Origin of the sequence: Methylorubrum rhodesianum (assembly GCF_014199985.1) — a bacterium.
Classification (GTDB): domain Bacteria; phylum Pseudomonadota; class Alphaproteobacteria; order Rhizobiales; family Beijerinckiaceae; genus Methylobacterium; species Methylobacterium rhodesianum.
Genome location: NZ_JACHOS010000004.1, coordinates 55,282 through 79,151 on the forward strand (window position 1 = coordinate 55,282; position 23,870 = coordinate 79,151).

Consider the following 23,870-nt stretch of genomic DNA (forward strand, 5'->3'; position numbering starts at 1 on the left):
CGCAGGCGCGTGCTGGCGGATGGCCGAGCTGCCCGCGGACGTGGCTGCCGGCACACAGCCGCATGCGCGGCAGCGCGCCTCGCGCCACTCAACCGATACGGACGGGCAACTCCGTTGCTTGGTGTCACCGTTGCGGCGGCGAACAGCCATGGTCGATTGACGCGAAGCTCTCCCCGCGGGGCGTTCTCGGCTTTTACGCGGGGAAGAGCGACAGCACGGGCGAAGATCCGGGCCGAGCCACCGAACACGCCCTGCCCTCGTGGTACGCCGGCGGTGAAGCGCCGTGCCGAACCGTTGCGCTGCGTCGTGGACACCCGGCCGTGGCTGCGCCGGCGCCACTGCCGGGCACGCTGGCCCCGTCTGCCCGGCAATGGCCGGCGGCCTCTCGCGGGCATTTGGCCGATCCACGCCCTCTGGCGGTTGCCGGCCGCGCCGGTCTCGCCACGCACGCCATCGGCGCGGGAGCCACGGGGATCTCCTGCCGAGGGAGGGTCGGAGAAGGCAGCGGCCGTCCGTCAGGACAGGGGCACCACGCGCAGGCGGAGCGCGTTGCCGATCACGGTCACGGAACTGAGTGCCATGGCCGCACCCGCGATCATCGGGCTGAGCAGGGTTTCGGTGAAGGGGTAGAGCACGCCCGCCGCCACCGGCACAGCCAGCGCGTTGAAGACGAAGGCGAAGAAGAGATTCTGACGGATGTTGCGCATGACCGCCCGCGACAGCCGTCGGGCCCGCACGATGCCGTTGAGGTCCCCCTTCACCAGGGTGACGGCCGCGCTCTCCATGGCGACGTCCGTGCCCGTACCCATGGCGATCCCAACGTCGGCGGCCGCGAGGGCCGGCGCGTCGTTGATGCCGTCGCCCGCCATGGCGACGCGCCGGCCCTGCGCGCGCAAGCGCTCGACCGCCGCCTGCTTCTGATCCGGAAGCACATCGGCGACGACCTCGTCGATGCCGCCGACCCGGCGGGCGACCGCCTCGGCGGTCCGGCGGTTGTCACCCGTCAGCATGACGACCCGCACCCCCTCGGCCTGGAGCGCCCGGACCGCTCCGGCGGCACTGTCCTTCACCGGGTCGGCGACGACCAGAAGCCCGGCCATGCGGCCGTCGACGACGCCGAACATGACGCCTTGGCCCTCGGAGCGCAGCCGGTCGGCCTCCCACTCCAATTCGCCCGGGTCCATCGCCAGGGATTCGAGCAGGCCTCGATTGCCCAGGGCGACGGTGCGGCCGTCCACCGAGCCCGTCACGCCCCTGCCGGTCTCGGACCGGAAGCCCGTGGCCTCGCTCAGGGCCAGGCCCCGCTCCTCGGCTCCCCTGACGATGGCGTCCGCGAGCGGGTGCTCGCTGCCGCGCTCCAAACTGGCGGCCAGCCGCAGGAAGTCGCCGCCCGCCACGCCCGGGGCCGGCACGACCGCGACCAGGCGCGGCTTGCCCTCGGTGAGCGTGCCGGTCTTGTCGACGACGAGCGTGTCGATCCGCTCCATCAGTTCCAGGGCTTCCGCATTCTTGACCAGCACGCCTGCCTGGGCCCCCCGTCCCGTGCCGACCGTGATCGACATCGGCGTGGCGAGGCCCAGGGCACAGGGGCAGGCGATGATGAGCACGGCGACGGCGTTGACGAGCCCGAAGGCGAAGGCCGGCGTCGGACCGAATGCGCTCCAGGTCGCGAAGGCGAGGAGGGCGACGCCGATGACGCCGGGGACGAACCAGGCCGACACCAGGTCCGCCAGCGCCTGGATCGGCGCGCGCGAGCGCTGCGCCTCCGCCACCATGCGGACGATCCGGGCGAGCATGGTGTCCTGCCCGACGCGCTCGGCCCGCATGAGAAGGCTGCCGGTGCCGTTCACGGTCGCGCCCGTGACCTTGTCGCCGGGCCCCTTCTCGACCGGGATGGGCTCGCCGGTCAGCATCGACTCGTCGACGACGGAGCGGCCCTCGACCACCGCGCCGTCGACCGGCACCTTCTCGCCCGGTCGGACGCGCAGCACGACGCCCACGTCGATCAGGTCAAGGGGGACGTCCTCCTCCCGACCGTCGCCGTGGACCATGCGGGCCGTCTTTGGGGCGAGGCCGAGCAGCGCGCGGATGGCGCGGCCCGTCGCCGACCGGGCGCGCAGTTCGAGCACCTGCCCGAGCAACACCAGGCTGACGATGACGCCGGCGGCCTCGAAGTACACCGGCACCTCGCCGGTCATGGGCGAGCGGAACGAGGCCGGGAACAGGCCGGGTGCGAGCGCGGCGACGGCGCTGTAGGCGTAGGCGACGCCGACGCCGAGTCCGATCAGGGTGAACATGTTGAGGTTGCGCGTACGCACCGACACCCAGCCACGCTCGAAAAATGGCCGACCGCCCCAGAGCACGACCGGGGTTGCGAGGCCGAGCTGGACCAGCGTCGACGCCCGGGTTGGCAGCAGGGTCCAACCGAAGAGTTCGTGACCCATGGCGAGGACCAGCAACGGCAGCGACAGGGCTGTGCTGACCCAGAATCGGCGGGCCATGTCGATGAGTTCGAGGTTCGGCCCCTCCTCCAGGGTCGGCGCGGCCGGCTCCAGGGCCATGCCGCAGATCGGGCAGCTTCCCGGGCCGGGGCGGCGCACCTGCGGGTGCATCGGGCAAGTCCAGACCGATCTCTCGGCGGGCTCGGGCAGCGTGCCCATAGCGGGCTGCAGGACTGCGGGATCCGAGTCGGGCGGGTTGAGGTAACGGTCCGGTTCAGTCTCGAACTTGCTCGCGCAACCGGCACTGCAGAAGTGGTAGGTCGCGTTGCCGAGCTGATGCCGGTGAGGGGCCGTCTCAGGGTCGACCGACATTCCGCAAACCGGGTCCCGCACGGTCGCCCTCACCGGTTCTGCGGCATGCGGATGCGGATCGTGCATGGCATGGCCCTGCATGAAGGTTCAGGTCCCTGGGAGCGGGTCGGGCCAGCGGCGAGAGGCCGCCGGGACGAACGAGCAGGACGGGTCGGAGAACCGGTTTGCACCGGTCCGACCCGTCCTCGCGAGTTGGAGGATTCGGGTCCGGCTCCTCTCGCCGCCCCGGCCGGAGGCCAAATGGGGCAGGCTCGACCATGAACCGTCGAAAGGGGGGCATCCTTCGGCGATCCACGATTTCGGAACTGTCGGGCCAGCGGCTTGGAGGAAGCGCCGGCACCGTCTCCTGGGATCAGCCGCGCTTGTCCTGGGGCTGCTGGCCCGAACCGCCCTGGTTCTGCCGGTCCATCATGGTCTGCATCATCGTGTTGCAGTTCTCCATCATCTTCGACATCTCCTGCATCATCGGCATCATGCCGCCGCCCTGCATCATGCCGTGGTCCATCATGCCCTTGTCCGAGGATGTGGAGGCTGACGCGGCAGGCTCGGCCGAAGCCGCGGCGATGCCGGCGACCAGGGCACCGCCCAGGGCGGCCGCAATCGTGAATTTCGAGATCTTGGTCATGGGGTCTCCTGTCGTCCGTCAGGTCTCAGGGTAGTCCCGCCTCCGCGCTAGTCGCGCGAAGACCTTCGGGGCGCCGTCGCCGATCTCGTAGACCGTGAACGGCTCCGTCTTCTCGCCATCCATGCCGGGCGAGCCCGCCGGCATGCCGGGCAGCGAGATGCCCTTGATGGCCGGGCGCTCGGCGAGGAGCCGCTTGACCTGTGCCACCGGCACGTGTCCCTCGACGACGTATCCCTCGATGAGCAGGGTGTGGCACCCCTGGAGCGCTTCCGGCACGCCGTGCTCGCGCTTGACCGCGGCCAGTGTGGAGGTGGGCCGGACCGTGACGGGAATGCCGCTGCGCTGGAGCACCTTGGCGTAGGCATCGCAGCACTGGCACTGCGGGTTCTTGTAGAGGATGGCAGGGCTCGCGCCTTGCGCGACGACCACCCCGGGCAGGGCGGTCGCGAGGACCCCCGCGAGAACCGTGCGTCGTCGCATCATTCCGCGCCCTCCAGGCTCGATCCCGCTCACGGTGCCGGCGTGATCGATTGGACCGTGTAGGATCCCTTGCTTCCGCTCAGCGTGAACTGGACCTTTGCGCCCGGCTTGACCGTCGAGAGATCGACGGATTTGGCCGCGGGGAATTCCATGTGCATGGCGGGCCAGCCGATGGCCGGGATCGGCTCGTGATCGAAGGTGACCTTGTGCTGCCCGGGATCCACGGCCGCGACCGTGCCTTTCGCGCTGGCGGTCTGGGTCTTCGCGCCCCCCGCGTTTCCGCTCATGCCCGGCATGTCGTCCATGCCGGAGGATTTGCCGGCCTGCGCGTGCGCGGCCCCGACGAGAAGCAGGCTCGTCGCGGTGGCCACGGCAAGCGTTCTCATGCGGGTTGGCTGACCAAGGTCGAACATCTGCATCCCTTCTCTCGTCGCTTCGTCTTACGGCCCTCGCGCAGCGCAACGGGGCTGGCCCGAGCCTCGCGCGACGAGCAGGCCGACCCTGCAGGCCGTCGGGGAAAAACTTCGGAGCCGGCGGAAGAAAGGTTACACATCGAGGTGGCGGCGTTGGAGGTAGCGCCGTCGTCGCGAGCGGAGCCTCACCGCTCATCGTGCCGACCGGCGATGGCCTGGTTCGGCGCGCCACGGGGCCGTGGACCGGCATCGGTGGTCCTGCGCCCCAGTTTTGCGCGCCAGTATGGCGCCGGCGCTACGACACCCCGGGGGCAGCCGTACTGCGATCGCGGAGATTCTGGGGCGAGAAGGACAGGGTTTCGCCAGAGGCGTCCCGCGGCAGAGCCATGCCGCGCAGGCGGTTATGGATGGCCGTCGCGGCGATGGCGGCCTGGCCCATCGCGACACTGATCTGATCGAGGCTGCGCACGACGTCGCCGGCGGCGAACAGGCCGTCGGTCGAGCTCCTCTGATGCTCGTCCGTCACCACGCAGCCCTTGCCGTCCACGAGCGTGCCGAGATCGCGCACGAGCTCCGATCGCGCATCGCTGCCGAGGGCCGAGTAGAGGACATCGAACGAGCGGCAATCGCCGCCGCGCAGCGCCAGGGCCCGGATCCTGTCCTTCTCGATGACCACGTGTTGCACAGGTGCGTCGACGATCGTGATCCCGGCCGACGCCGCCTGGCCTCGCTCGTCCGACGTCAGGCGCAAGGGACACCCCAGCGAGAGCAGGGTGACGTTCGCGGTGTAGGTGCGCAGGAACAAGGCTTCGTGGAGGCCGCTGCTGCCATGCCCCAATACCCCGACACTGTCCCCTAGGACCTCGTACCCGTCGCAGATGCCGCAGTGGCGCACCAAGCCTCGCCGGATCGCGTCCGGCACATCCGGGAGGTTCGGCTCGCGGTCGACGATGCCGGTCGCCAGGAGAACCGTATGCGTGGCAATCCGCCTCCCGTCGACGATGGCGACGAACGGGCCGTCCTCCCGGCGACTGAGGTGGGTGACGGCGCCGGCAACGATGTGGGCGCCGTATTTGCGGGCCTGTTCCGCCATACGGCCGAGGAGGACCGACCCGCGAACGCCGTCCGGGAAGCCAGCGTGATTGTGGGACGTCGGGATCAGGGCCGCCCGGCTCCGGCCGGCGTCCACCACCTGGAAGCGACGACGGAAGCGGGCCAAATAGATGGCCGCGGTCAGACCCGCCGGGCCCCCGCCGACGACGAGACAGTCAAGCACCTTCTCCGGCATCATTCTGCATCCCTCGTGACGGGGCCGATCCCTGCGCGATGTTCGGCGGCGGGTTCGCCGCTGCAGGTCACTCCGCGGCGGGGCTGACGAGCCGAGGCGGTACGTGGACGCGGGCTTGCCCGGGTCCCGTCGACGCGGCGCCATTCCGGTCGTGGTGCGGGAGCCCCCGCGCCTTGACCAAGCCGTAGATGGCCGGGATGACGACGAGCGTCAGCACCGTCGAGGAAACCATGCCGCCGATCATCGGCACCGCGATACGCTGCATCACCTCCGAGCCCGAGCCCGTGCTCCACAGGATCGGCACGAGCCCGGCCATGATGGCCACGACCGTCATCATCTTCGGTCGCACGCGCTCGACCGCGCCGACCATGATGGCCCGGTAGAGGTCCGCGCGCGTCGCCTCACGGCCTTCGGCTGCGGCCTGGGCCCGCCGCTCGTCCCAGGCGTGATCGAGATAGATCAGCATGATCACGCCGGTCTCGGCGGCGACGCCGGCCAGCGCGATGAAGCCGACCGCCACCGCGACCGACATATTGAAGCCCATCCACCACAGCAGCCAGACCCCGCCCACCAGCGAGAACGGCAGCGACAGCATCACGATCAGCGTCTCGGTCAGGCGCCGGAAGTTGAGGTAGAGCAGCAGGAAGATGATGAGCAGCGTCACGGGCACCACGATCTTCAGCCGGGCCTCGGCCCGCTCCAGGTACTCGAACTGGCCGCTCCACTGCACGCTCATGCCCTGCGGGAGCTGAACCTCCTTCTCGACCGCGGCCCGGGCCTCGGCGACGTAGCCGCCGAGATCGCGGCCGGCCAGGTCGACGAAGAGGTAGACCGCGAGCTGCCCGTTCTCGGTGCGGATCGAGGTCGGCCCACGGGTGAGCTGCACCTTGGCGACCTCGCCGAGCGGCACAGTGCCGCCGGCCGGCATCGGCACCTGCACCTCGGTCGCGATGGCTTGCGGGTCCGAGCGGAAGGCGCGCGGGTAGCGCACGTTGACGGTGTAGCGCTCCCGCCCCTCGACCGTGTTCGTGACGCTGTCGCCGCCGAGCGCCGTGGCGATGACGTCCTGGACGTCGCCCACGTTGAGCCCGTAGCGCCCCAGCGCCTCGCGGTCCGGCGTGATGTCGAGGAAGTAGCCGCCGATCACCCGCTCGGCATAGGCGCTCGACGTGCCGGGCACGGCCCGCACCACCGCCTCGACCTCGCGGGAAACCTTCTCCATCTCGGCGAGGTCCTTGCCGTAGACCTTGATGCCGACCGGCGTGCGGATTCCGGTCGCGAGCATGTCGATGCGGGCCCGGATCGGCTGCGTCCAGGCATTCGAGACGCCGGGGAACTGCAACGCCTTGTCCATCTCCGCCTTGAGGCTCGCCAGCGTCACGCCGGGGCGCCACTCGCTCTTCGGCTTCAGGCTGATGATGGTCTCGAACATCTCCGTCGGCGCCGGGTCGGTCGCCGTCGCGGCCCGCCCCGCCTTGCCGTAGACCGAGGCGACCTCCGGGAAGGACTTGATGATCCGGTCCTGCGTCGCCAGCAGCTCGCCCGCCTTGGTCACCGAGATGCCCGGCAGCGTGGTCGGCATGTACATCAGGGTGCCCTCGTTCAGCTCCGGCATGAACTCGGAGCCGAGCTGGCGCGCCGGCCAGATCGTGGCGCCGAGCGCCACGAGCGCGAGCAGGATCGTCAGCACCTTGGCCCTGAGGACACCCTTGATCACCGGCCGGTAGATCCAGATCAGGAAGCGGTTCAGCGGGTTGCGGTGCTCGGGCACGATCCGCCCGCGCACGAACAGCACCATCAGGGCCGGCACCAGGGTCACCGACAGGAGCGCGGCGGCTGCCATGGCGAAGGTCTTGGTGAAGGCGAGCGGCCCGAACAGCCGGCCCTCCTGGCTCTCCAGGGTGAAGATCGGCAGGAACGAGACCGTGATCACGAGCAGACTGAAGAACAGCGAGGGGCCGACCTCCGATGCCGCCTCGACGAGAATCTCGACCCGGGGCTTGCCCGGGGCTGCCCGCTCCAGGTGCTTGTGGGCGTTCTCGATCATGACGATGGCGGCGTCGATCATGGCGCCGACCGCGATGGCGATGCCGCCGAGCGACATGATGTTGGCGCCGATCCCGAGGAGATGCATGGCGCCCAACGCCATCAGGATGCCGACCGGCAGCATCAGGATGGCGACGAGCGCGCTGCGCAGGTGCAGCAGGAACACGATGCAGACGAGCGCCACGATGACGCTCTCCTCGACCAGCGTGTGCCGCAGGGTGTCGATGGCCGCCTCGATCAGCTGCGAGCGGTCGTAGACCGGCAGGATCTCGGTGCCGGCCGGCAGGCTCTTCGCGACCTCGGCGAGGCGCGCCTTGGCGCCCTCGATGACGTTGAGCGCGTTCGCGCCGAAGCGCTGCAGGATGATGCCGCCGGCGACCTCGCCCTCGCCGTTCATCTCGGTGATGCCGCGGCGCTCGTCCGGCCCGAGCTCGACCCGGGCGACGTCCCTGACCCGCAGCGGCGTGCCGGCCTCGGTCTTCAGCACGATGTTCTCGATGTCGGCGACGCTCTTCACGTAACCGCGGCCGCGGACCATGAACTCGAACTCGGAGAGCTCGACCGTGCGGCCACCGACATCGGCGTTGCTCGACCGAATGGCGTCCCGCAACCTAGCGAGCGAGATGCCCTGGGCGCGCAGCCGGTTCGGGTCGACGACGACGTTGTACTGCTTCACGAAGCCGCCGACGCCCGCGACCTCGGCCACGCCCTCGGCGCGCGAGGCCCCGAAGCGGACGACCCAGTCCTGCAGCGAGCGCAGCTCGGCCAGCGTCTGCTGCTTGGCCAGGATGACGTACTGGTAGACCCAGCCGACCCCCGTCGCGTCGGGGCCCAGCGTCGGCGTCACGCCGGCCGGCAGGCGCTTGCCGGCCGCGCTCAGGTATTCGAGCACGCGCGAGCGAGCCCAGTAGGGGTCGGTCCCGTCCTCGAAGATCACGTAGACGAAGCTCACCCCGAAGAACGAGAAGCCGCGCACCACCTTCGATTTGGGCACCGTCAGCATGGCGGTGGTCAGCGGGTAGGTGACCTGGTCCTCGACGACCTGGGGCGCCTGGCCCGGGTACTCGGTGTAGACGATGGTCTGCACGTCCGAGAGGTCGGGGATGGCATCGAGCGGCAGGGTGCGCACGCTGTAGAGGCCGGCGGCCACCACGAACACCGTGCCGATCAGGACGAGCACGAGGTTGCGGGCCGACCAGCCGATGAGGCGCGCGATCATGGCTGTTGTTCCTCGGCCTGGGCCTGCGGCTCGGTGGAGGCCTTTGGCGCCGCCATGCTCTGCAATGCCGCCTTCAGGTTGCTCTCGGCATCGATCAAAAAGTTGGCTGAGGTCACCACCTGCTCGCCGGCCCGCACGCCCTCGCGGATCTCGGTGTAGCCCGCGCCGCGGGCACCGACCTTGACCTCACGTGGCTCGAAGCGGCCCTCGCCCTTGTCGGTGAGCACGACCTGGCGCGCGCCCGTGTCGATGACGGCGTCATTCGGCACCGCGATCACGGGTTTCGTCGCCCCGGTCCCGATCTCGACATCGGCGTACATGTCGGGCAGGAGCGTGCCGTCCGGGTTCGGCAGTTCGATGCGCACGCGGGTGGTGCGCGTCTGTGCGTTCACCTGCGGGTAGATCAGCCCGACCTTGCCGGTGAAAGCGCGACCGGGGAGCGAGCGCACGTGCACGGCGGCGGGCTGGCCGACCTTGACGCTGCCGAGGTCGTACTCGGGGACGTCGGCCAAGACCCACATCACCGAGATGTCGCCGATCCGGAACAAGGTCTCTCCCGCGGCCGCCTTCATGCCCTCGATGGCGGTGCGTTGCAGGATCACTCCATCGCGGGGAGATGACCAGGTGATAGCCATCGGCACCTTCCGCGTGCGCTCCATCTCGGCGATGACCTCGGCCGGGACGTTCAGGTTCTGCAGGCGTCGGCGCGAGCCGTCGAAACCCGGATTGGCGATGAGCTGGGCGGCCGCTGCGTTGATCTCGGGGGAATAGACGTCGACCAGGGGCTGGCCCTTGCGGACGCGGTCGCCGGTCGTGACGTTCTCGACGTGGTCGACATAGGCATCCGAGCGGGTCGCCACGACGGTGACGCGGCGCTCGTCGAGCGTGACGGTGCCGGGCACGCGTACGGCCCGGGCCACGACCCGTCGCTCCACCGTTTCGGTCCGCACGCCGGTGCGCTGGACCTTGCCGGGGGAGATCCTGACCGTGTTGCCGTCCTCGGCCTCGCCTTCGTAGACGGGGATGTAGTCCATCCCCATCGAGTCCTTCTTCGGCACCGGCGAGGTGTCCGGCAGGCCCATCGGATTGCGGTAGTAGAGAACCTTCTTGTCCCCGGCCTGGGCCATGCCGGTCTGGCTGCCACTGCCACCGGCCAGCTTGGGCTCGAAGTCCACATCCTCGCCGACGCGCACGGGCCGGTAGTCGCGGCCGTCAGGCGTTTTGGCCGGAGCCAGCGCGTAGTGCGCCTTGTCGGGATCACGGTAGTAGAGGACGGGGGCGTCCGGTGGCGACCCCGCCTCGTCCCGGACGAGCAGCGTGGAGACCGAGACCGGCAGCCAGTCCGGGAGGGGCCAGCCGGCCTCGCCGGCCTTCAGGCCAAGGGCGAGGACGCCCACGAGCGCGGCCGGCACGGCCACGAGCCCGATGAACCAGGAGATGAGGCTTCGGCGGGGAGCCCGGCGCCCGTGCGCCGCGCCGATCTCGAACGGTGTCATCTGGTCCATCACGGTACCGCCTTGAGCGCGAGCCGGGCCTGCACGGTGCCGGTCTGGCCCTGCACCTTGGCGGCCAGCGAGAGCTGCCACTCGCCGGCCATCGTGAGATTGGTCTTGAACCGATAAAGGCCGGGCTCGGTCGCGGGCTGCGGCTCCAGTTCCGTCGTCATGGTGGGCATGCCCGCGGGCGCCATGTCGAGGCGGTGCGCGAACACGACCGCGTCGGGAGTGGGCTTGCCCGTCGGCTTGTGCACGAGGCGCACTGCCAGAACCGCCTCGCCCTGCTTGGCTCGGGCGTCGGTCAGCTCGAAGGCATAGTCCTTGAGCGCGACCGGTGTGCCGGCGCCGGTGGGAAGAGACCCTGGAGCCGGCAGCCAGCCGGCGAGCGAGGCGGGCACGTGCTCGGTGATCGAACTCGGAATCGTCCAGGTCCCGCGCCCCAAGCCGTAGCCGACGCCGGCGGCAGCCACGAGCATCGTGGCCAAGAGGGGGATGGCCATGATCCATCTTGTCCGGCCACCGCCGTCCGGGGCGGGCTCGAACTCCTCGAAGTCACGAAAGGGCGTGTTCTGATGCATCATGGCACTGCCTGCAGGACGAGCCTGCCTTGGACCGGGTCTGGAAGGCCGGGGATCTTGGCCGCGAGCGTGAGCGCCCAGCCGCCCTCCATCGCGAGGTCGGTCTCGAAACGGTAGTAGCCGGGCAGCGTATCGGCCTGGAGTTCCAGCGGGGCCGTCATCGCGCCCATCCCGTCGGGCGACATGTCGATGCGGCTGATGAACAAGACCGCGTCCGGAACCACCTTGCCGGTGCGCTCGTCGACGAGCCGGACCAGGATGGTCGTGCCGTAACCCTGCTTCACCGCGCGCTCGACGAGCTCGAAGACGTAATGGCGCGAAGCGTCGCGACCGAAGGGAGATGCCAGGGTCACGCCGGCGCCCATGAGAAGCAGCACCAGCGCGAGAGCACGCCACAATGGGAGCCGCCGCTGCGCGGGGGTGGCCGCAGCACGTGCTGCGGCCAGCGGAGGCGTGCAAGGTGGGACGCTCAAAACTCAGGGCCGCCTGAGGTGCCGCCGAGGTTCTGCTGAGCAGGCGCACGCTCTGGGAACTGCGCATTTCCGCGTTTACTGCTTCGGAAATCGCGCCCCTGCACGTCGCGAGAGACCCGAACGCGGCCCGTGCTGCCAGCGAGGCTTCCGGTCGTCACCGGCTCGCGCAGCGCGTGAGCCGACGATCGACCATGGTGGTGTCGCTGCGGGCCGGTTCGTGCCTGTAATCCCGGCGCGGCGGTTGCCGCACCGGCCAAGGTCAGTGCGACAAGGGGGATGCCAACCGTGAGCTTCATGACACATCTCCGTTGACTGGAAAGCGCCATCCGTTCAGCGCCATTGCTAACGAGTTCGGGGGGCAGGATTATTTCGTTACAATCGATGGCTTGCCTTCAGACTGCGAGCGCTGCTGGCGCGAGGGGGCCTCCCGGCGCCCCCTTAGTATTGCGGGCCTCCGGCGGTGCCGCCGAGGTTCTGTGCTTCCGGCGCTCGTTCGGGAAACTGCGCATTGCCACGCTTGCTGCTCCGCATATCCCGGCCGAGCCCGTCACGGGCGTCCAGCTGCAAGCGAGAGCCGCTGGGTAAGCTCCCGGTCGCCTGCGGGCCGATGCCGGGGGCGGATCGAGCCTGGAGGACCGATGAAGCGGCAGGATCCCGGGTGCCGAAGTGAGGATTGGCCGATGCAGGCGCCACGAAGGCCGCGAGAGCCAAGGCAACTGCGGAAGGATAAATCATGATTGCGCTCCGAAGATGAACTATAAAGGTCTGATACGCGCCTTTACTTTCATGACTTCGAAGTTGTCGGATTGATGGTTACATGCCTGCTTGCTTTGGCGGAGCGCATTGAATGTCGTCGGTCTGCTTGGTGGATCGGCCCGAGGCATCTTCCGTCGAGATGTCCGGTCGTACGCGTGATGCGGGAAATCCGGGCCAGGGGCCGTTCGGAGCGCCCAGGCGGCAGGCCGTCCGGGTCGAGGCTCGTCCGTGCACGCCAAAGGCCCGCGGTCAGGCTACCTGCAGCCGGATTCTCGGTCCCTCGCGCCGCGATACCTCGGACCGCACCGCTGCGCTGACCTTCTCGAAGGCCCGCACCTCGATCTGGCGGACGCGCTCGCGGGAGACGCCGAATTCGCCCGAGAGATCCTCCAGCGTGATCGGGTCGTCGGCGAGCCGCCGCGCCTCGAAGATGCGGCGCTCGCGCGGGTTGAGGACGGAGAGGGCGTCGCGGAGCGCCGAGAGGCGGTTCTGTCCCTCTTCCTCGCGGGCGAGCACGGTCTCCTGGCTCGGGCTGTTGTCGACGAGCCAGTCCTGCCACTCGCCCTCGCCCTCCTCGCGCAGGGGCGCGTTGAGCGAGGTGTCGCCGGACAGGCGACGGTTCATCTCGATGACGTCCTGCTCGGGCACGCCGAGGCGGGTCGCGATGTGCTGGACCTGATCGGGGCGCAGATCGCCCTCGTCGAGGGCGGAGATGCGGCCCTTGGCCTTGCGCAGGTTGAAGAACAGCTTCTTCTGGTTGGCCGTGGTGCCCATCTTCACGAGGGACCACGAGCGCAGGATGTATTCCTGGATCGCGGCCTTGATCCACCACATGGCGTAGGTGGCCAGCCGGAAGCCCTTGTCGGGGTCGAAGCGCTTGACCGCCTGCATCAGGCCGACATTGCCCTCGGACACGACCTCGCCGACCGGCAGGCCGTAGCCGCGATAACCCATGGCGATCTTCGCGACGAGGCGCAGGTGCGAGGTGACGAGCCGGTGGGCCGCCTCGCGGTCCCCGCGGTCCCGCCAGCTCTTGGCGAGGGTGAACTCCTCGGCCGGCTCCAGCATCGGGAACTTGCGGATCTCATCGAGGTACCGGGGCGGGATCCCGAACTCAGACGAGACCGACAGGGACGTGTTCTGCATGACGGAGGCCGCCGATGTTCCTCGGGCAGGAAGCGGGGTCGGGTGAGGTCGGATCAATGTCGGTTCCGACCACGGCGGCTCGTGTTTTCCCGATAAGGGATGCCGTTGACCGAACCCGTCGTGCTCACATCCAAGTTGACGTTGGGCTGCGAGGCAATGGAATGCCGCCTGTTCAGTTCGTAGAGCCTGATGGTGTCGATACCGCTCGGACCGGCGACAGCAACATACGGTGTTGTCGCCGTGATCACGGTGGCCATCGCGAGGGCTATGGCTGAAGATTTCATGGCCGTTAATCCTTCCAGTGCGACTTAATCTACGTGTTGTCTTGAGGCGCCAGTTGTGCCGCGGGCCATGTCAGAAGTTCGGCCGACGGGTCGCCGGGCGGCGGGGGACGACGTTGACCGACCCGGTTGTCCGGACGGCATCCGGCGCATCGAGATTGCGGGGCGACGCTGGGTGCGCGCCAGGCCGGAAGCGGAGCGGCACATTGTCGATCCACCCGGCAAGGGCGTAACCCGGCAGCCCGGCAATCATGGCGATGCCGGCGACAACGGGGATCATCTTGCTCTTCATGATGGAGCTCTATTGCTGACTTTGAAGCTTGCTGCCTCTGTTCTTGATTTCGGATGTCCCGTGAAGTCCGTTACAGCGCTTCGAAGTTTTTTGTGTGGTTTCGCCGGCGTCGCGAGGGGCCGCCGCGAACGCCCGTCGGCGCGGACCGCTCCTCCGCCCGAGGGGGGGCTTCGCACGGTCGGGCAGCCTCAATCCTCGGAATGGGGCGGGGAGAACAGATAGAACCCGTCACGGCTGGCCGCCTTCCGGGCCGCGGCCGCCCTGAAGCCCGGCGGCATGAAGCCTCGCTTGCCCAGGGTACCCCGGAACTGCCAGCCCGCATCGGTGAGAAAGCCCGGGATCGGGAGGCTTGTCGGAACCGCGCAGAACAGGTCCTGGGCGAAGCGCGACTCGAAGACGACGTAGGAGCGCGTCGGGGTCTTCGCCCGGGGGGCGGCGGCGAGCTTGGCGCTCTGGTCCCGAGATCCGGTGCGGCCTTCCCGCGAAGCCGGAATTCCGCGGTCCGCGCGCCTCCCCCTCGGCGGCCCCATACGCCTCGAAGCCACGCCGATCATGTCCGGCCAGGGGTCGCCGATCCTCGATGACGGCGGGTCGGCGCCGTGTATCCCGCGCCGCTGCGGAGCGCGATTGGCGCGAACCGCGGCCGTGAAGACAGCATCGGCCCGGGATGCGAGCTGCCGCAATGCCGGCCACGAAGCGCCTGCGATCTGAAATTCATGGTGCCGAGTTCGGAGGCGGCGGACGCATCGTTACAACGTGGGCTGCCGGGGCGACGTCCGCTGGATGCCGCCAGACCCGACTTCACCATGCGCGGCAAACCGGTCGCCCAGCCGATGCGAACCCTTTCGATGCGTGCGGCGGCCTGTTATGCCCGGCCGGATGTCCTGGCCGCCGTCCCGTTCCCTCTGCGTGTGGTTCCTGACCCTCGCCCTCGTGGCGGGGTTCGCGCTGCATGGTGTGCAGGCCGCGCACATGAGGGCGTCCATGCCTGTGGCGGCGATGCAGGCGCCGATGCCCGACGGCTGCGATGGCTGTGACGACGGCGGGCAAGCCTCCGCAGCCTGCTCAGTGCTGTGCGCCGGCTTCGTCGCCATCGCTCCGGCGGCGGCCGGCCCCCGGATCACCGGGTCCTCGGTCGCGTTTGCGCTCGCGGATGTCGACGGCTGGAGCCTGCACGGACCGCCCGATCCCTTGCCGCCGAAGAGCCCCGTCCTGAGCTAGGCGCGCCGGCCAACCGGCGCGCTGGTCGCCGCGCTTCCGACGACAGCCTCCGCGCGAGCTTGTGCCCGGGTCCCTCATCGAGGGGCCGGCCCCTACGGCATTCCAGGACGAGACCGATGTCATCCCACCGTGACCCGGCCCATGGCCGGCTGTCCCCGGCGCGCACCTGCGCGCGCAGCCTTTCCCTTCGCGGTCCGGCGCCCGACCCAGGCCATCCAGCGATGCTCCGCACCGGGAGCCGCCATGACCTGGCCCCACCGCCATCGCGCCGAGGAGCGCTTGTAACCGTTGAGGCAGGCCTCCCGAACTCGGTGGGGAGTGCATGATGATTGCCAGTGAAGCAGAGCTCAGGGGCCTGATGAGGGCCAGCCTGGGCGGTGATGCGGCTGCGTACCGGGCGGTTCTCGACCGACTGAGCCGGCATCTGCGCGCCTATTACCGTGGTAAGCTGGCCCGCATCGGGCGAAGCCAGTCCGAGGCGGAGGACCTCGTGCAGGACACGCTGATGGCGATCCATACGCGTCGGCATACCTACGACGTGAACCAGCCGTTCACCCCGTGGGTGCAGGCCATCGCCCGCTACAAGCTGATCGTTCACCTGCGCCATACCCGCCCCTCGATGGCCGATGTGCCCATCGAGGATGCGGGCGACTTCCCGGCGCAGGACGACCATGCCGGCACGGAGAGCGCGCACGACCTGGATCGGCTCCTGGCCAAGCTGCCCGAGAAGATGCGGCGCGCGATCCGCTACGTGAAGCGCGACGGCTTGAGCGTCGCCGAGGCCGCCAGCCGGACCGGCATGTCGGAATCGGCCATCAAGGTCAGCGTCCACCGTGGCCTCAAGGCCATGGCGTCCGCGATCAGCCAGGGAAGGGCACGATGAGAACGAACGAGCTGATCGAGATGCTCAGCACGAACATCGAGCCGACCGACCACGGCCGGCTCAAGCGCGGCCTCGGCCTCGCCGCGGCGCTCGGCGCGGGGGCGGCGCTCTGCGTCGCGCTCCTGTCGCTCGGGGTCCGGCCGGACCTCGACCATCCCGGCGTGCTCGGCTTCCTGCTCCTGAAGGTCGCCTTCGGCGCCGGCATCGTCCTCCTGGCCGGATGGCTGCTGACCAAGGTCGCACGCCCAGGCGGCGAGACCAGGATCCGGGCCTGGGTCGCCGCGGCACCGTTCCTCGGGGTCATGCTGCTGGCCGCGCTCAGCCTGGCCTCGGCGCCGAGCTCGCACTGGGACAGGATGCTCGTCGGCCACATGTGGCTGGAGTGCCTCGTGTCGATCCCGATCATCGGCGTGGTGCCCTTCGCCGTCCTGGTCTGGGCCGTCCGCCGGTTCGCCGCGCCGACCGACCTCGTCCGGACGGGCGCGCTCGTCGGGCTGGCGGCCGGCGGCATCAGCGCGATGGGGTACGCCCTTCACTGCATGGACGACTCGGTCCCGTTCGTGGCGCTCTGGTACGGCGGCACCATCGCGTTCTGCACCCTCGCCGGCGCCCTGCTCGGACCCCGTCTCCTGCGGTGGTGACGTCCGCGCGTCCTGACGTCGACCGGGACGCCCGCGGAGGTCGCGGCCCCGGGCGCATATGCGATGAGCCACACGGCGACCGCGTTCCTGATGGATGCCGAGGGCCGCTTCAGGAGCGCGATCTCGCCGGATGAGCCGCGCCAGGCCGCGACGATGGCGCCGAGCGCCACCTGGTCGGGATGACGGCTGCCTGGGCCGTGCGTCGCGCTCGTCCTCGCCGGACTTGCGGCGGCCTGCCTCGCGGTGGGCCTCGCCGTGCTCGCGTTGCCGGTGCCGAGCCCACCCTCCCCCGCGGCGAGGTCCCACCCGGCCGCACGCGCGGCGGTCGACGTCCCCGCGGCGACGTTCGATCCGGTCTTCCGACCCTGCGCGCATCGTCACCGGATCGGCGCGTGCGCCCGGCACCTGTCCGGCCCTGCGCTCATCCAGGCGTTCGGCCGGGCCGCCGGCGAAGCCGAGGGCGACCCGTTCTCTCAGGCGAAGCGGCAGAGCGGCCTGGTCTGGGACGCGGCCACCCTCGCCCGCTTCCCGAAGGATCGCCAGGGCGTGGTGCCCCGGCCCGTGCATGCTGTTTGCGGGCTGTTCGCGGGCATCGGCGACGACGGACAGCTCGGCCGCATCGTCGGGCTCCTGCGTCAGGCCGATGGCGCCGACACGCGACTGGCCGCCGGCCCTGCGAGATGAGATGAGCGGAGGGACCGGGGTGCGCGCCTGAGGGCGCGCGATCTCCTGTCCCGGCCTGTGGCCGGTGGCGCGCGTTCCGGGTCCCGGGGCATCGCCGTGACGTCGGGTGGAGCGGGACCACGCCGCATCGGCCGGACGGGCCGCCGGCAGACGAACGTGCCTGACGGGATGGCCGTACGTCACGCCACCGGCCGGCGTGGCTGTTCCACCGACCGGTCGGGGACGGTCGCCCGATTGAGCTCGCCGGGACGTGCCGGACCGATGGCCAGCGGAGGACGGCCGGAATCCCGGCGACGTGACCGAACGATGCCAGTCAGGCGTCAGGACCGCTTTTCGGGCGCAGTCCGGGGGTCACGCGCGCGAGGGTGGCATCCTTGAGCACGAAGTGATGCAGGAGGGCCGCGGCGGCATGCAGGGCGATGAGGCCCATCGCGATCCAGGCCAGCGTGGAGTGAACCGCGAACGCGGCGGCCCTGTCGGGCAACGGGGCCGGGTCGAGGCTCGGCAGGGTGAAGAGGCCGAACACGAAGGGGTTGATGTGGCAGCAGCCCGGGGCCGACACGACGCTCCACCCGGCGACGGGGAGCGCCACCATGAGCACGTAGAGCGCGGTGTGCGTGCCGTGCGCGGCCAGGCGCTGCCAGGCGGGCATGCCGGCCGGCAGTGCCGGCCACGGACGAAGCAGCCGGAAGAGGGCCCGCATCGCGACCAGGGCGAGGACCGTGAGACCGAGCGAGGCGTGCAGATTGTAGGTCGGCCAGTACTGGGGCTGGCAGCACGAGGCTAACCGGTGGACGACCAGCCCGGCCGCGAGCGCCGCGAACAGCGCCGCCATGCCGAGCCAGTGCAAGACGACGGAGGCCGTGGCGGGCCTGCGCGACTTCGCGGTGCTCCGACCGGCAGGCCGGAGAGCATGCGCGTCCGGATCGGGATTGCTGGTCGCCAAGTCAGGGCTCGCGGTGGCAGGAGGTTGCGGTACGAGGCGGCGCCGGTCGCGGGATGCGCCGCGCGCGCGGGCAGCGTCCGGCCGGATCCCCCGCGTCCCGGGGAACCCGCGAGGCAAGGCTCGCGGGTCCGTCTTCCGTTACTGAGGCTTGGCCGGGCTCTGCGTCTGAGCCGCGTTCAGGCGCTGCTCCAACTGGTTCACGCGCTCCTGCAACGCGCTCATCTTGTTCATCATGCCGCAGCCGCCCTGCTTCGCATCGGCGGACCCCGAGCCCATCCCCATGCCACCCATCATCCCCTTCATCATGCCCATGCCGCCTGGCTGGGGCATGCCGCCGGCCTGACCCGACGGGTCGCCGCCCTGCTGGGACGGCTGGGCGCCCGTGCCCTGAGCAAGGGCCACGCCGGCCGTCAGCGCGAGCCCGAGAAGGGACGAGGCGGACATCATCGTCGCGAGTTTCATCGTCAGACTCCGGTGTTGTCAGAGGAGCGCCGCTGCTCGGGAGCGGACGGCGGCGTCGGCCAGGCGGGGACCTCCCCGCCGAAACCAGGGTTCGGTCGCGCCAAGGCTTCCGGCGAGCGCCGGCGGGAGCCGAGGACATCGACAAGGTTTCTCGCGAGCGCCGCCCCGGCCAGGATCACCCCGACCACGGCGAGCACCGCGAACAGGACCACGAGCCAGGTGATCGGGCCGCCCTGCAGGACCCATCGCCAGTCGGAGGCGTTCCCTGCCATCATCGCGCACATCGCATTCCCCGCCTCATCGGCCGGTCCGCGCATCGCACCGCCGCATCGCGGCGGGGACGCAGGGGCGCGGCAGGCCCCAAGGCCATTGGCCGGCCTGGGCCGACGACCACCCGCGGAGGACTCGACGGTTCATCCCTGCGGCCGGATACTCATGACCCGCTCGACGCCGGCGTGCTGGGCTGCTCGCACCTCCACCGCGTCCCCGACTCTGACGGCGCCGAGGCGGACAGTTTCGGCAACCTGGAACGTCGCGGTCGCCACCCGCCTGCCGCGGGCCGGGAACGCTGCGTACGCGACGGTGCGCTTCGCCGAGCGCTCGTCAACCGCCCTGATCCTGGCGTCGACCCGGGCAACCGCATCCGTGGATGCCCGCAGCAGCCGGGAGACGTGGTGCAGCCAATCCAGGGCGCTCTCGCGGGCGGCCGCGGGAGCGGAGAGAAGCGGCGACGCTCCCGCTAGGGTTAGCCCGAGCAGTGTCATCAGGATCGGCTTCGAAGGGACGGCCACCATCGTCTCCGTCAGGTCGGAATGAGAAGCAATTCGGGGCAGCGCCGGATTTCGTTACAAACCGGGAAAGTCGGTGAGGCGAGGGCGCGGAGGCGGCGCGCGCGTGAGCCCCGGGGCCCTCGAAGAAACGAGAGCGGGTGTTCGACCGACCCCGCGGCGGGCGGGGTTGCGTCGGTTCCTCCGGTGGGCGAACACGCAGCACTCACCCGTCACGGGTCGGAGCACGAACCCATGGTTTCATCGGAGCGGGCAGCGCGGATCGGAATTCTGACGGTCTCGGACCGCGCGAGCTCTGGCGGCTACGCGGACGCGAGCGGGCCGGCCATGCAGGCCGTCCTGACGGAAATCCTCGCCTCGCCCTGGGAGGCGGTCGCGCGCACCGTGCCGGACGGCGTCGAGAGCGTGCGGGACGCCCTGATCCGGCTCGTGGACGACGCGCACTGTGACCTGGTCCTGACCACCGGCGGGACGGGGCCGGCGCCCCGCGACCTCACCCCCGAGGGTACCGAGGCCGCCTGCGACAGGATGATGCCCGGCTTCGGCGAACTCATGCGGCGGCGCAGCCTGGAGCAGGTGCCGACCGCCATCCTGTCGCGGCAGACGGCGGGCCTGCGCGGCAAGGCCCTGATCGTGAACTGTCCCGGGCGTCCCGCGTCCATCCGCGTCAGCCTGCTCGCCGTATTCCCGGCCATCCCGTATTGCCTGGACCTGATCGGGGCAGCCCACATCGAGACGGATCCGAGCCTAGTTCAGGCGTTCCGGCCGACTTAACCCGCCGGAGACCGCCCGGTTTGCCACGGTCCTCCCCTCTCCTTGCGATGGCGGCTTAACAGCCGCGCAATCGCGACCCGCGAACCCCGGCCAGCCGGACTTCGCCATCGACTCGGGTCTGGGTACGGACCGAACGCGATGATCTCAGCCTGGCTTGGGGATAAGGAGGTGCGCAAGCTGTGTCCCAGAGCCGCTCCGGACGTTGCTTCGGAAGCGTGGACAACCTTTGTCGCCGATGCGATTGCCAAGGAGCCACGCAGGCGTTCCGCTGCGGAGCGCGAGGCGATCGCGATGGCCAGGGCGATCGAGTCAGCCGAGCGGGCGCGTGGTGCGCCGCCTAGAGGGCCATGCCAGCACCAAGTCGCAGCGGGACCTCGTCAAGTTCGTCGAGCACCGCCCCGTGATGCGCCGGCGGCCCTTGCCCGGAGCTCGCCGGACCACCTCAGACGGTCTGGCAACCCTCCCCACGGACGCATCCAGGGCTCCCGGCCTCGGCCAGAATCGGCCCGAAGCTCGATGTCCGCCCCCTACAGGCTCCCGCTCCGAGCGCATCGACGGCGCAGAGGGCATCGAGGGACTGCCCACCGAGCAAGACGCGGTGGCCTGTCGCGACGCGGGAGAATGGGTACGCGTACCGGATGACCGTCGTCGCGGGCTCCAGGCCGATCAGGTCCCGCCGCCGCAAGCTTCCCAGGAGGGCTCGCGCATGATCCTCGGCGACGCCCATCGTGGCGGCGATGGCGCCAAGGTGGACGTTCCCGTTCCGCGTAGAGGCGGAGGACGGCGCGCCAGACCCGATCCTCATCGGCCTCCAGCGGACGCGCTTACGCCTCGATCAAGCTGGACCGCGCAGCCGTCGCCGGGCGAGCGCGGCCCGCGCGCCAGGCGAGATAGCGGCCGACCATTCCGGGCGGAGCACGCCCGGCCTGATCTCGACGGGACAACGCTGCGGTCTCGCATGCAGGTCGGACGACATCCCCCTGCGGATCCTGGGCATCCCGGTTAACCGGCGCAGCAGGACAATTTCTTGACGTCCCTGTCGAAGGTCTGGGCCGCGAGCTTGAGACCCTCGACGGTGGTCAGGTACGGGAAGATCGTCTCCGCGAGCGCGTCGATGGTCAGCCCGCCGCGGATGGCCATCGCCGCCGTCTGGATGCTGTCCGCGCCCTCGGGCGCCAGGATATGCGCTCCCAACAGCTTCCGGGTCGCGCGATCCGCCACGAGCTTGATCAGCCCGCGCGTGTCGCGCGCCGCGAGCGCGCGGGGCACGTTGTCGAGCGTGAGCACCGAGGTGCGCACGTCGTACCCGGTCGCCCTGGCCTGCGCCTCGGTGAGGCCGACGCTCCCGACCTGAGGGTCGGTGAACACCACGGCCGGCATCGCCCTGTTGTCGTAGCGCAGGCTGTCGCCGTTGAGGGCGTTCTTGGCGGCCAGTTTCGCGCCGTAGGCGGCCATGTAGACGAACTGGTCCTTCCCGGTGACGTCGCCCGCGGCGTAGATGCCCGGCTTCGAGGTGCGCATGCGGTCGTCGACCACGATGGCGCCCGTCGGCGTCCGGGCGACACCCGCGTCGGCGAGACCGAGGTCCTCGGTATTCGCGGTGCGCCCGGTCGCGACGAGGATCCGCTCGGCCGTGACGGTCTCCCGGCGGCCGTCCCGCCAGAGCGTGAGGCTCACGCCACCCTCCGTCCTGTCCACGCCCTCGTAGGACAGGCCGCCCAGAACGGCGATGCCTTCGCCGGCCAGGTAGCCGGCGAGGGCCTCCCCGATCTCCGGCTCCGCCGCGGGCAGGAGCCGGCTGCGGCAGACGAGCGTCACGGCGACCCCGACCCGCGCGAAGGTCTGCGCAAGCTCCGCGCCGATGTAGCCGCCGCCGAGGACGATCATCGAGCGCGGAAGTTCGGTGAGGGCAAGCGCCGCGGTGCTGTCGAGGGGCGAGGCGTCGGCAAGGCCGGGAATGTTCGGCATGGCCGGGCGCGTGCCCGTGGCGATGAGGATGCGATTCGCCGCGAAATGCCGGCCCCCTGCCTCGACCCCGCCGGCGACGAGGCGCGCGCGACCCTCGTGGTAGGACACGTTGTTGTAGGCCGGCAGGAGGTCCGCGTACTTCGCCTGGCGCAGGCCCTGCACCAGGGCGTCCTTCTGGGCGACCTGGGCGCGCCAGTCGGTCACCCGAGCCTGGGCCTGGATGCCCGCGAACCGGCCGCCCGCGGTGTTGGCATGGTGCACGGTCTCCGCGGCCCGGATCAGGGCCTTCGAGGGGACGCAGCCCACGTTCACGCAGCTGCCGCCCAACGTGCCGTGCCCGATGAGGGCGACCTGTGCGCCCTGCTCGGCGGCCGTGATCGCGGCCGAGAACCCGGCCGAACCGGCGCCGACGACGACGAGGTCGTAGGGGCCGCTGCCGTTGTTCCCGCGCGGGGTGCTGCAGCAATCGCTCATGATCTCAGCTTCCGTGTGTGTTCGTCCGCGCCGCGGCACTCGGATGCCGCCGGACGCGTGGAGGTGTTGAACCGATCGGGCTTGATCCCGGCTGAGCTGCCCAGGACGAGGATTGGCGGGACCGGGACACCGTCGGCCCCGGTGGCCCCGGCCGCGAGACCGCCCGATCCTGGGACGGCCACCGGGATGGGCGTCGCGCGCCAGGGCGCGGCCGGGCAGGCGCCGGCTCGAAGGAGATGGCGGTCGCCAGAATGATGTCCCGGGCCTCGTCAGCGCGCCTGAGCGGGGCTGCCGGTGATGTCGGCGGCCGCGTTCCTCACCTCCTTCACGGAGGACGGGTACCCGGCGTTGGTGGCCGCCCCGGACAGGGCCTCGGCCGTGACCTTGTCGTCGTCGAAGGTCACGGTGGCCGTGGCCGTGCCGCCACGTTCGACGACCGTGACCTGGGTCACCCCGTCGAGGCGCGACAACGTCTTCTTGACGATGGGCGCGCAGGTGACGCAGCTCACGTTCTGGACGTCGAGAATGGCCGTGCGCGGGGCGGCGAAGGCGCCACCGGCCGGCGCCAGGACCGATCCGGCGATGAGGGCGCGAAGCAAGATCTTCATAGTGATCTCCTGGGTAAGGACGGTGAGGGTCAGACGAACAGGGGGGCGGTGTAGGGGAAGGTCACGGCCGCCAGGACGAGTGCGGCGGCAATCCACAGCCCGATCCTGGCGAGACGGCCCGAGCCGGGCCGCGCGCACGCGCCGGCATCCGCGCAGGCCGCCGGCCGGCGGTAGGCCCGCCAGAACCCGAAGCCAAGGAACGCCACCGCCGCGGCGATGAAGACGGGCTGGTAGCGCGCGAGCGCGGTCAGGTTGCCGATCCAGGCCCCGCTGACGCCGAGGCTGAAGAGTGCGAGGGGCAGGATGCAGCAGGAGGAGGCTCCGAGCGCGGCGAGGATGCCGCCGACGGCAGCGATCCTCTGCCCGTCCCCTTCGGCCTCGCTGCGCGGTGCGACCGTGCTCTCGCATGGAGCCGTGCCAACCAACTTGTCCATGTGGGATCCTTTCGATGTCCGGATTGTGCAACCTGTAGCGACTACAGGTGCAAGCGCTGATTTGGGCCGTTCACGTGTTCC

General features: G+C 70.2%; 26 protein-coding genes and 1 pseudogene. 6 read left to right on the top strand and 21 right to left on the bottom strand.

Going from position 1 to position 23,870, the window contains the following annotated elements:
- Positions 1-515: 515 nt before the first annotated feature.
- The 14 genes and pseudogenes from HNR01_RS06905 to HNR01_RS06970 form a co-directional block, all read right to left on the bottom strand.
- Positions 516-2,885: pseudogene (locus HNR01_RS06905) on the bottom strand (heavy metal translocating P-type ATPase); the annotation flags it as partial.
- 280 nt (positions 2,886-3,165) lie between these two features.
- On the bottom strand, positions 3,166-3,438 hold the full coding sequence (locus HNR01_RS06910) for a hypothetical protein (protein ID WP_183667229.1): 273 nt from the start codon (positions 3,436-3,438) through the stop codon (positions 3,166-3,168).
- Between the two features lie 18 nt (positions 3,439-3,456).
- Positions 3,457-3,921 carry a DUF411 domain-containing protein gene (locus HNR01_RS06915; protein WP_183667230.1) on the bottom strand — a complete coding sequence of 155 codons (465 nt, stop codon included), beginning with the start codon at positions 3,919-3,921 and terminating at the stop codon, positions 3,457-3,459.
- Positions 3,922-3,947: 26 nt separating this feature from the next.
- Entirely contained in the window at positions 3,948-4,304 is a 357-nt protein-coding gene (locus HNR01_RS06920) for a copper-binding protein (RefSeq protein ID WP_246417427.1), read from the bottom strand.
- A 322-nt stretch (positions 4,305-4,626) separates the two neighbouring features.
- Positions 4,627-5,622, bottom strand: coding sequence for an NAD(P)/FAD-dependent oxidoreductase (locus tag HNR01_RS06925; protein WP_312893294.1), 996 nt, complete (start codon positions 5,620-5,622; stop codon positions 4,627-4,629).
- A gap of 64 nt (positions 5,623-5,686) precedes the next feature.
- On the bottom strand, positions 5,687-8,884 hold the full coding sequence (locus HNR01_RS06930; protein WP_183667231.1) for an efflux RND transporter permease subunit: 3,198 nt from the start codon (positions 8,882-8,884) through the stop codon (positions 5,687-5,689).
- Complete coding sequence (locus HNR01_RS06935; RefSeq protein ID WP_183667232.1) at positions 8,881-10,389, bottom strand: efflux RND transporter periplasmic adaptor subunit; 1,509 nt, start codon at positions 10,387-10,389, stop codon at positions 8,881-8,883. The genes HNR01_RS06930 and HNR01_RS06935 overlap by 4 nt, the downstream gene beginning before the upstream one ends.
- Positions 10,389-10,880 carry a FixH family protein gene (locus HNR01_RS06940; protein WP_246417428.1) on the bottom strand — a complete coding sequence of 164 codons (492 nt, stop codon included), beginning with the start codon at positions 10,878-10,880 and terminating at the stop codon, positions 10,389-10,391. Before HNR01_RS06940 ends, HNR01_RS06935 begins: the two co-directional genes overlap by 1 nt.
- A gap of 77 nt (positions 10,881-10,957) precedes the next feature.
- The gene (locus HNR01_RS06945; RefSeq protein ID WP_246417429.1) at positions 10,958-11,356 is read right to left on the bottom strand and encodes a FixH family protein; all 399 of its coding nucleotides are present in this window, start codon (positions 11,354-11,356) and stop codon (positions 10,958-10,960) included.
- A 71-nt stretch (positions 11,357-11,427) separates the two neighbouring features.
- The gene (locus tag HNR01_RS06950) at positions 11,428-11,727 is read right to left on the bottom strand and encodes a hypothetical protein (protein ID WP_183667351.1); all 300 of its coding nucleotides are present in this window, start codon (positions 11,725-11,727) and stop codon (positions 11,428-11,430) included.
- 709 nt (positions 11,728-12,436) lie between these two features.
- Entirely contained in the window at positions 12,437-13,333 is an 897-nt protein-coding gene (gene rpoH, locus HNR01_RS06955; RefSeq protein WP_183667234.1) for an RNA polymerase sigma factor RpoH, read from the bottom strand.
- Between the two features lie 53 nt (positions 13,334-13,386).
- Positions 13,387-13,617, bottom strand: coding sequence for a hypothetical protein (locus HNR01_RS06960; protein WP_183667235.1), 231 nt, complete (start codon positions 13,615-13,617; stop codon positions 13,387-13,389).
- Positions 13,618-13,687: 70 nt separating this feature from the next.
- On the bottom strand, positions 13,688-13,906 hold the full coding sequence (locus tag HNR01_RS06965) for a hypothetical protein (protein WP_183667236.1): 219 nt from the start codon (positions 13,904-13,906) through the stop codon (positions 13,688-13,690).
- Positions 13,907-14,094: 188 nt separating this feature from the next.
- Positions 14,095-14,451 carry a hypothetical protein gene (locus HNR01_RS06970; protein ID WP_183667237.1) on the bottom strand — a complete coding sequence of 119 codons (357 nt, stop codon included), beginning with the start codon at positions 14,449-14,451 and terminating at the stop codon, positions 14,095-14,097.
- 364 nt (positions 14,452-14,815) lie between these two features.
- On the opposite strand from HNR01_RS06970, the gene HNR01_RS06975 reads away from it, so the two are divergent.
- The 5 genes from HNR01_RS06975 to HNR01_RS06990 all read left to right on the top strand — a co-directional run bounded on the left by HNR01_RS06975 (position 14,816) and on the right by HNR01_RS06990 (position 17,335).
- Positions 14,816-15,127 carry a hypothetical protein gene (locus HNR01_RS06975; RefSeq protein ID WP_183667238.1) on the top strand — a complete coding sequence of 104 codons (312 nt, stop codon included), beginning with the start codon at positions 14,816-14,818 and terminating at the stop codon, positions 15,125-15,127.
- A 325-nt stretch (positions 15,128-15,452) separates the two neighbouring features.
- Complete coding sequence (locus tag HNR01_RS06980) at positions 15,453-16,010, top strand: sigma-70 family RNA polymerase sigma factor (RefSeq protein WP_183667341.1); 558 nt, start codon at positions 15,453-15,455, stop codon at positions 16,008-16,010.
- Positions 16,007-16,651, top strand: a complete 645-nt coding sequence (locus tag HNR01_RS06985) for an NrsF family protein (RefSeq protein WP_183667239.1) — start codon at positions 16,007-16,009, stop codon at positions 16,649-16,651. Before HNR01_RS06980 ends, HNR01_RS06985 begins: the two co-directional genes overlap by 4 nt.
- A gap of 12 nt (positions 16,652-16,663) precedes the next feature.
- Positions 16,664-16,834: an SCO family protein gene (locus tag HNR01_RS28280; RefSeq protein ID WP_488168549.1), complete on the top strand. Its 171-nt coding sequence runs from the start codon at positions 16,664-16,666 to the stop codon at positions 16,832-16,834.
- 60 nt (positions 16,835-16,894) lie between these two features.
- The gene (locus HNR01_RS06990; RefSeq protein WP_183667240.1) at positions 16,895-17,335 is read left to right on the top strand and encodes a c-type cytochrome; all 441 of its coding nucleotides are present in this window, start codon (positions 16,895-16,897) and stop codon (positions 17,333-17,335) included.
- Positions 17,336-17,648: 313 nt separating this feature from the next.
- Here HNR01_RS06990 and HNR01_RS06995 read toward each other — a convergent pair whose 3' ends face one another.
- From HNR01_RS06995 to HNR01_RS07010, 4 genes are all read right to left on the bottom strand, one after another.
- Positions 17,649-18,281 carry a cytochrome b gene (locus HNR01_RS06995; RefSeq protein WP_183667241.1) on the bottom strand — a complete coding sequence of 211 codons (633 nt, stop codon included), beginning with the start codon at positions 18,279-18,281 and terminating at the stop codon, positions 17,649-17,651.
- A 138-nt stretch (positions 18,282-18,419) separates the two neighbouring features.
- Entirely contained in the window at positions 18,420-18,743 is a 324-nt protein-coding gene (locus tag HNR01_RS07000; RefSeq protein ID WP_183667242.1) for a hypothetical protein, read from the bottom strand.
- 2 nt (positions 18,744-18,745) lie between these two features.
- Complete coding sequence (locus HNR01_RS07005) at positions 18,746-19,060, bottom strand: hypothetical protein (protein ID WP_183667243.1); 315 nt, start codon at positions 19,058-19,060, stop codon at positions 18,746-18,748.
- Between the two features lie 96 nt (positions 19,061-19,156).
- Positions 19,157-19,537, bottom strand: a complete 381-nt coding sequence (locus HNR01_RS07010) for a copper-binding protein (protein ID WP_183667244.1) — start codon at positions 19,535-19,537, stop codon at positions 19,157-19,159.
- Between the two features lie 228 nt (positions 19,538-19,765).
- Here HNR01_RS07010 and mog point away from each other — a divergent pair, with 228 nt between their 5' ends.
- On the top strand, positions 19,766-20,305 hold the full coding sequence (gene mog / locus HNR01_RS07015; RefSeq protein ID WP_183667245.1) for a molybdopterin adenylyltransferase: 540 nt from the start codon (positions 19,766-19,768) through the stop codon (positions 20,303-20,305).
- Between the two features lie 1,002 nt (positions 20,306-21,307).
- Here the strand turns inward: mog and merA are convergent.
- From merA to HNR01_RS07030, 3 genes are all read right to left on the bottom strand, one after another.
- Positions 21,308-22,747 (bottom strand): mercury(II) reductase, encoded by a 1,440-nt coding sequence (merA, locus tag HNR01_RS07020; RefSeq protein ID WP_183667246.1) that lies wholly within the window; start codon positions 22,745-22,747, stop codon positions 21,308-21,310.
- Positions 22,748-23,016: 269 nt separating this feature from the next.
- Complete coding sequence (locus HNR01_RS07025) at positions 23,017-23,355, bottom strand: cation transporter (RefSeq protein WP_012752962.1); 339 nt, start codon at positions 23,353-23,355, stop codon at positions 23,017-23,019.
- A 29-nt stretch (positions 23,356-23,384) separates the two neighbouring features.
- Positions 23,385-23,789, bottom strand: a complete 405-nt coding sequence (locus HNR01_RS07030; RefSeq protein WP_009865694.1) for a mercuric transporter MerT family protein — start codon at positions 23,787-23,789, stop codon at positions 23,385-23,387.
- Positions 23,790-23,870 lie beyond the last annotated feature (81 nt).

What these genes read in the sequence shown, in the direction of transcription:
- HNR01_RS06910 (WP_183667229.1), bottom strand. Translation starts at nt 3,438, where the DNA reads ATGACCAAGATCTCGAAATTCACGATTGCGGCCGCCCTGGGCGGTGCC.
- HNR01_RS06935 (WP_183667232.1), bottom strand. Translation starts at nt 10,389, where the DNA reads ATGGACCAGATGACACCGTTCGAGATCGGCGCGGCGCACGGGCGCCGG.
- HNR01_RS06985 (WP_183667239.1), top strand. Translation starts at nt 16,007, where the DNA reads ATGAGAACGAACGAGCTGATCGAGATGCTCAGCACGAACATCGAGCCG.
- HNR01_RS06980 (WP_183667341.1), top strand. Translation starts at nt 15,453, where the DNA reads ATGATTGCCAGTGAAGCAGAGCTCAGGGGCCTGATGAGGGCCAGCCTG.
- rpoH (WP_183667234.1), bottom strand. Translation starts at nt 13,333, where the DNA reads ATGCAGAACACGTCCCTGTCGGTCTCGTCTGAGTTCGGGATCCCGCCC.
- HNR01_RS06915 (WP_183667230.1), bottom strand. Translation starts at nt 3,921, where the DNA reads ATGATGCGACGACGCACGGTTCTCGCGGGGGTCCTCGCGACCGCCCTG.
- merA (WP_183667246.1), bottom strand. Translation starts at nt 22,747, where the DNA reads ATGAGCGATTGCTGCAGCACCCCGCGCGGGAACAACGGCAGCGGCCCC.
- HNR01_RS06950 (WP_183667351.1), bottom strand. Translation starts at nt 11,727, where the DNA reads ATGAAGCTCACGGTTGGCATCCCCCTTGTCGCACTGACCTTGGCCGGT.
- HNR01_RS07005 (WP_183667243.1), bottom strand. Translation starts at nt 19,060, where the DNA reads ATGCGCGGACCGGCCGATGAGGCGGGGAATGCGATGTGCGCGATGATG.
- HNR01_RS06965 (WP_183667236.1), bottom strand. Translation starts at nt 13,906, where the DNA reads ATGAAGAGCAAGATGATCCCCGTTGTCGCCGGCATCGCCATGATTGCC.
- HNR01_RS06920 (WP_246417427.1), bottom strand. Translation starts at nt 4,304, where the DNA reads ATGAGAACGCTTGCCGTGGCCACCGCGACGAGCCTGCTTCTCGTCGGG.
- HNR01_RS07010 (WP_183667244.1), bottom strand. Translation starts at nt 19,537, where the DNA reads ATGGTGGCCGTCCCTTCGAAGCCGATCCTGATGACACTGCTCGGGCTA.
- mog (WP_183667245.1), top strand. Translation starts at nt 19,766, where the DNA reads ATGGTTTCATCGGAGCGGGCAGCGCGGATCGGAATTCTGACGGTCTCG.
- HNR01_RS06960 (WP_183667235.1), bottom strand. Translation starts at nt 13,617, where the DNA reads ATGAAATCTTCAGCCATAGCCCTCGCGATGGCCACCGTGATCACGGCG.
- HNR01_RS06940 (WP_246417428.1), bottom strand. Translation starts at nt 10,880, where the DNA reads ATGGCCATCCCCCTCTTGGCCACGATGCTCGTGGCTGCCGCCGGCGTC.
- HNR01_RS06930 (WP_183667231.1), bottom strand. Translation starts at nt 8,884, where the DNA reads ATGATCGCGCGCCTCATCGGCTGGTCGGCCCGCAACCTCGTGCTCGTC.
- HNR01_RS07030 (WP_009865694.1), bottom strand. Translation starts at nt 23,789, where the DNA reads ATGGACAAGTTGGTTGGCACGGCTCCATGCGAGAGCACGGTCGCACCG.
- HNR01_RS06925 (WP_312893294.1), bottom strand. Translation starts at nt 5,622, where the DNA reads ATGATGCCGGAGAAGGTGCTTGACTGTCTCGTCGTCGGCGGGGGCCCG.
- HNR01_RS07000 (WP_183667242.1), bottom strand. Translation starts at nt 18,743, where the DNA reads ATGAAACTCGCGACGATGATGTCCGCCTCGTCCCTTCTCGGGCTCGCG.
- HNR01_RS07025 (WP_012752962.1), bottom strand. Translation starts at nt 23,355, where the DNA reads ATGAAGATCTTGCTTCGCGCCCTCATCGCCGGATCGGTCCTGGCGCCG.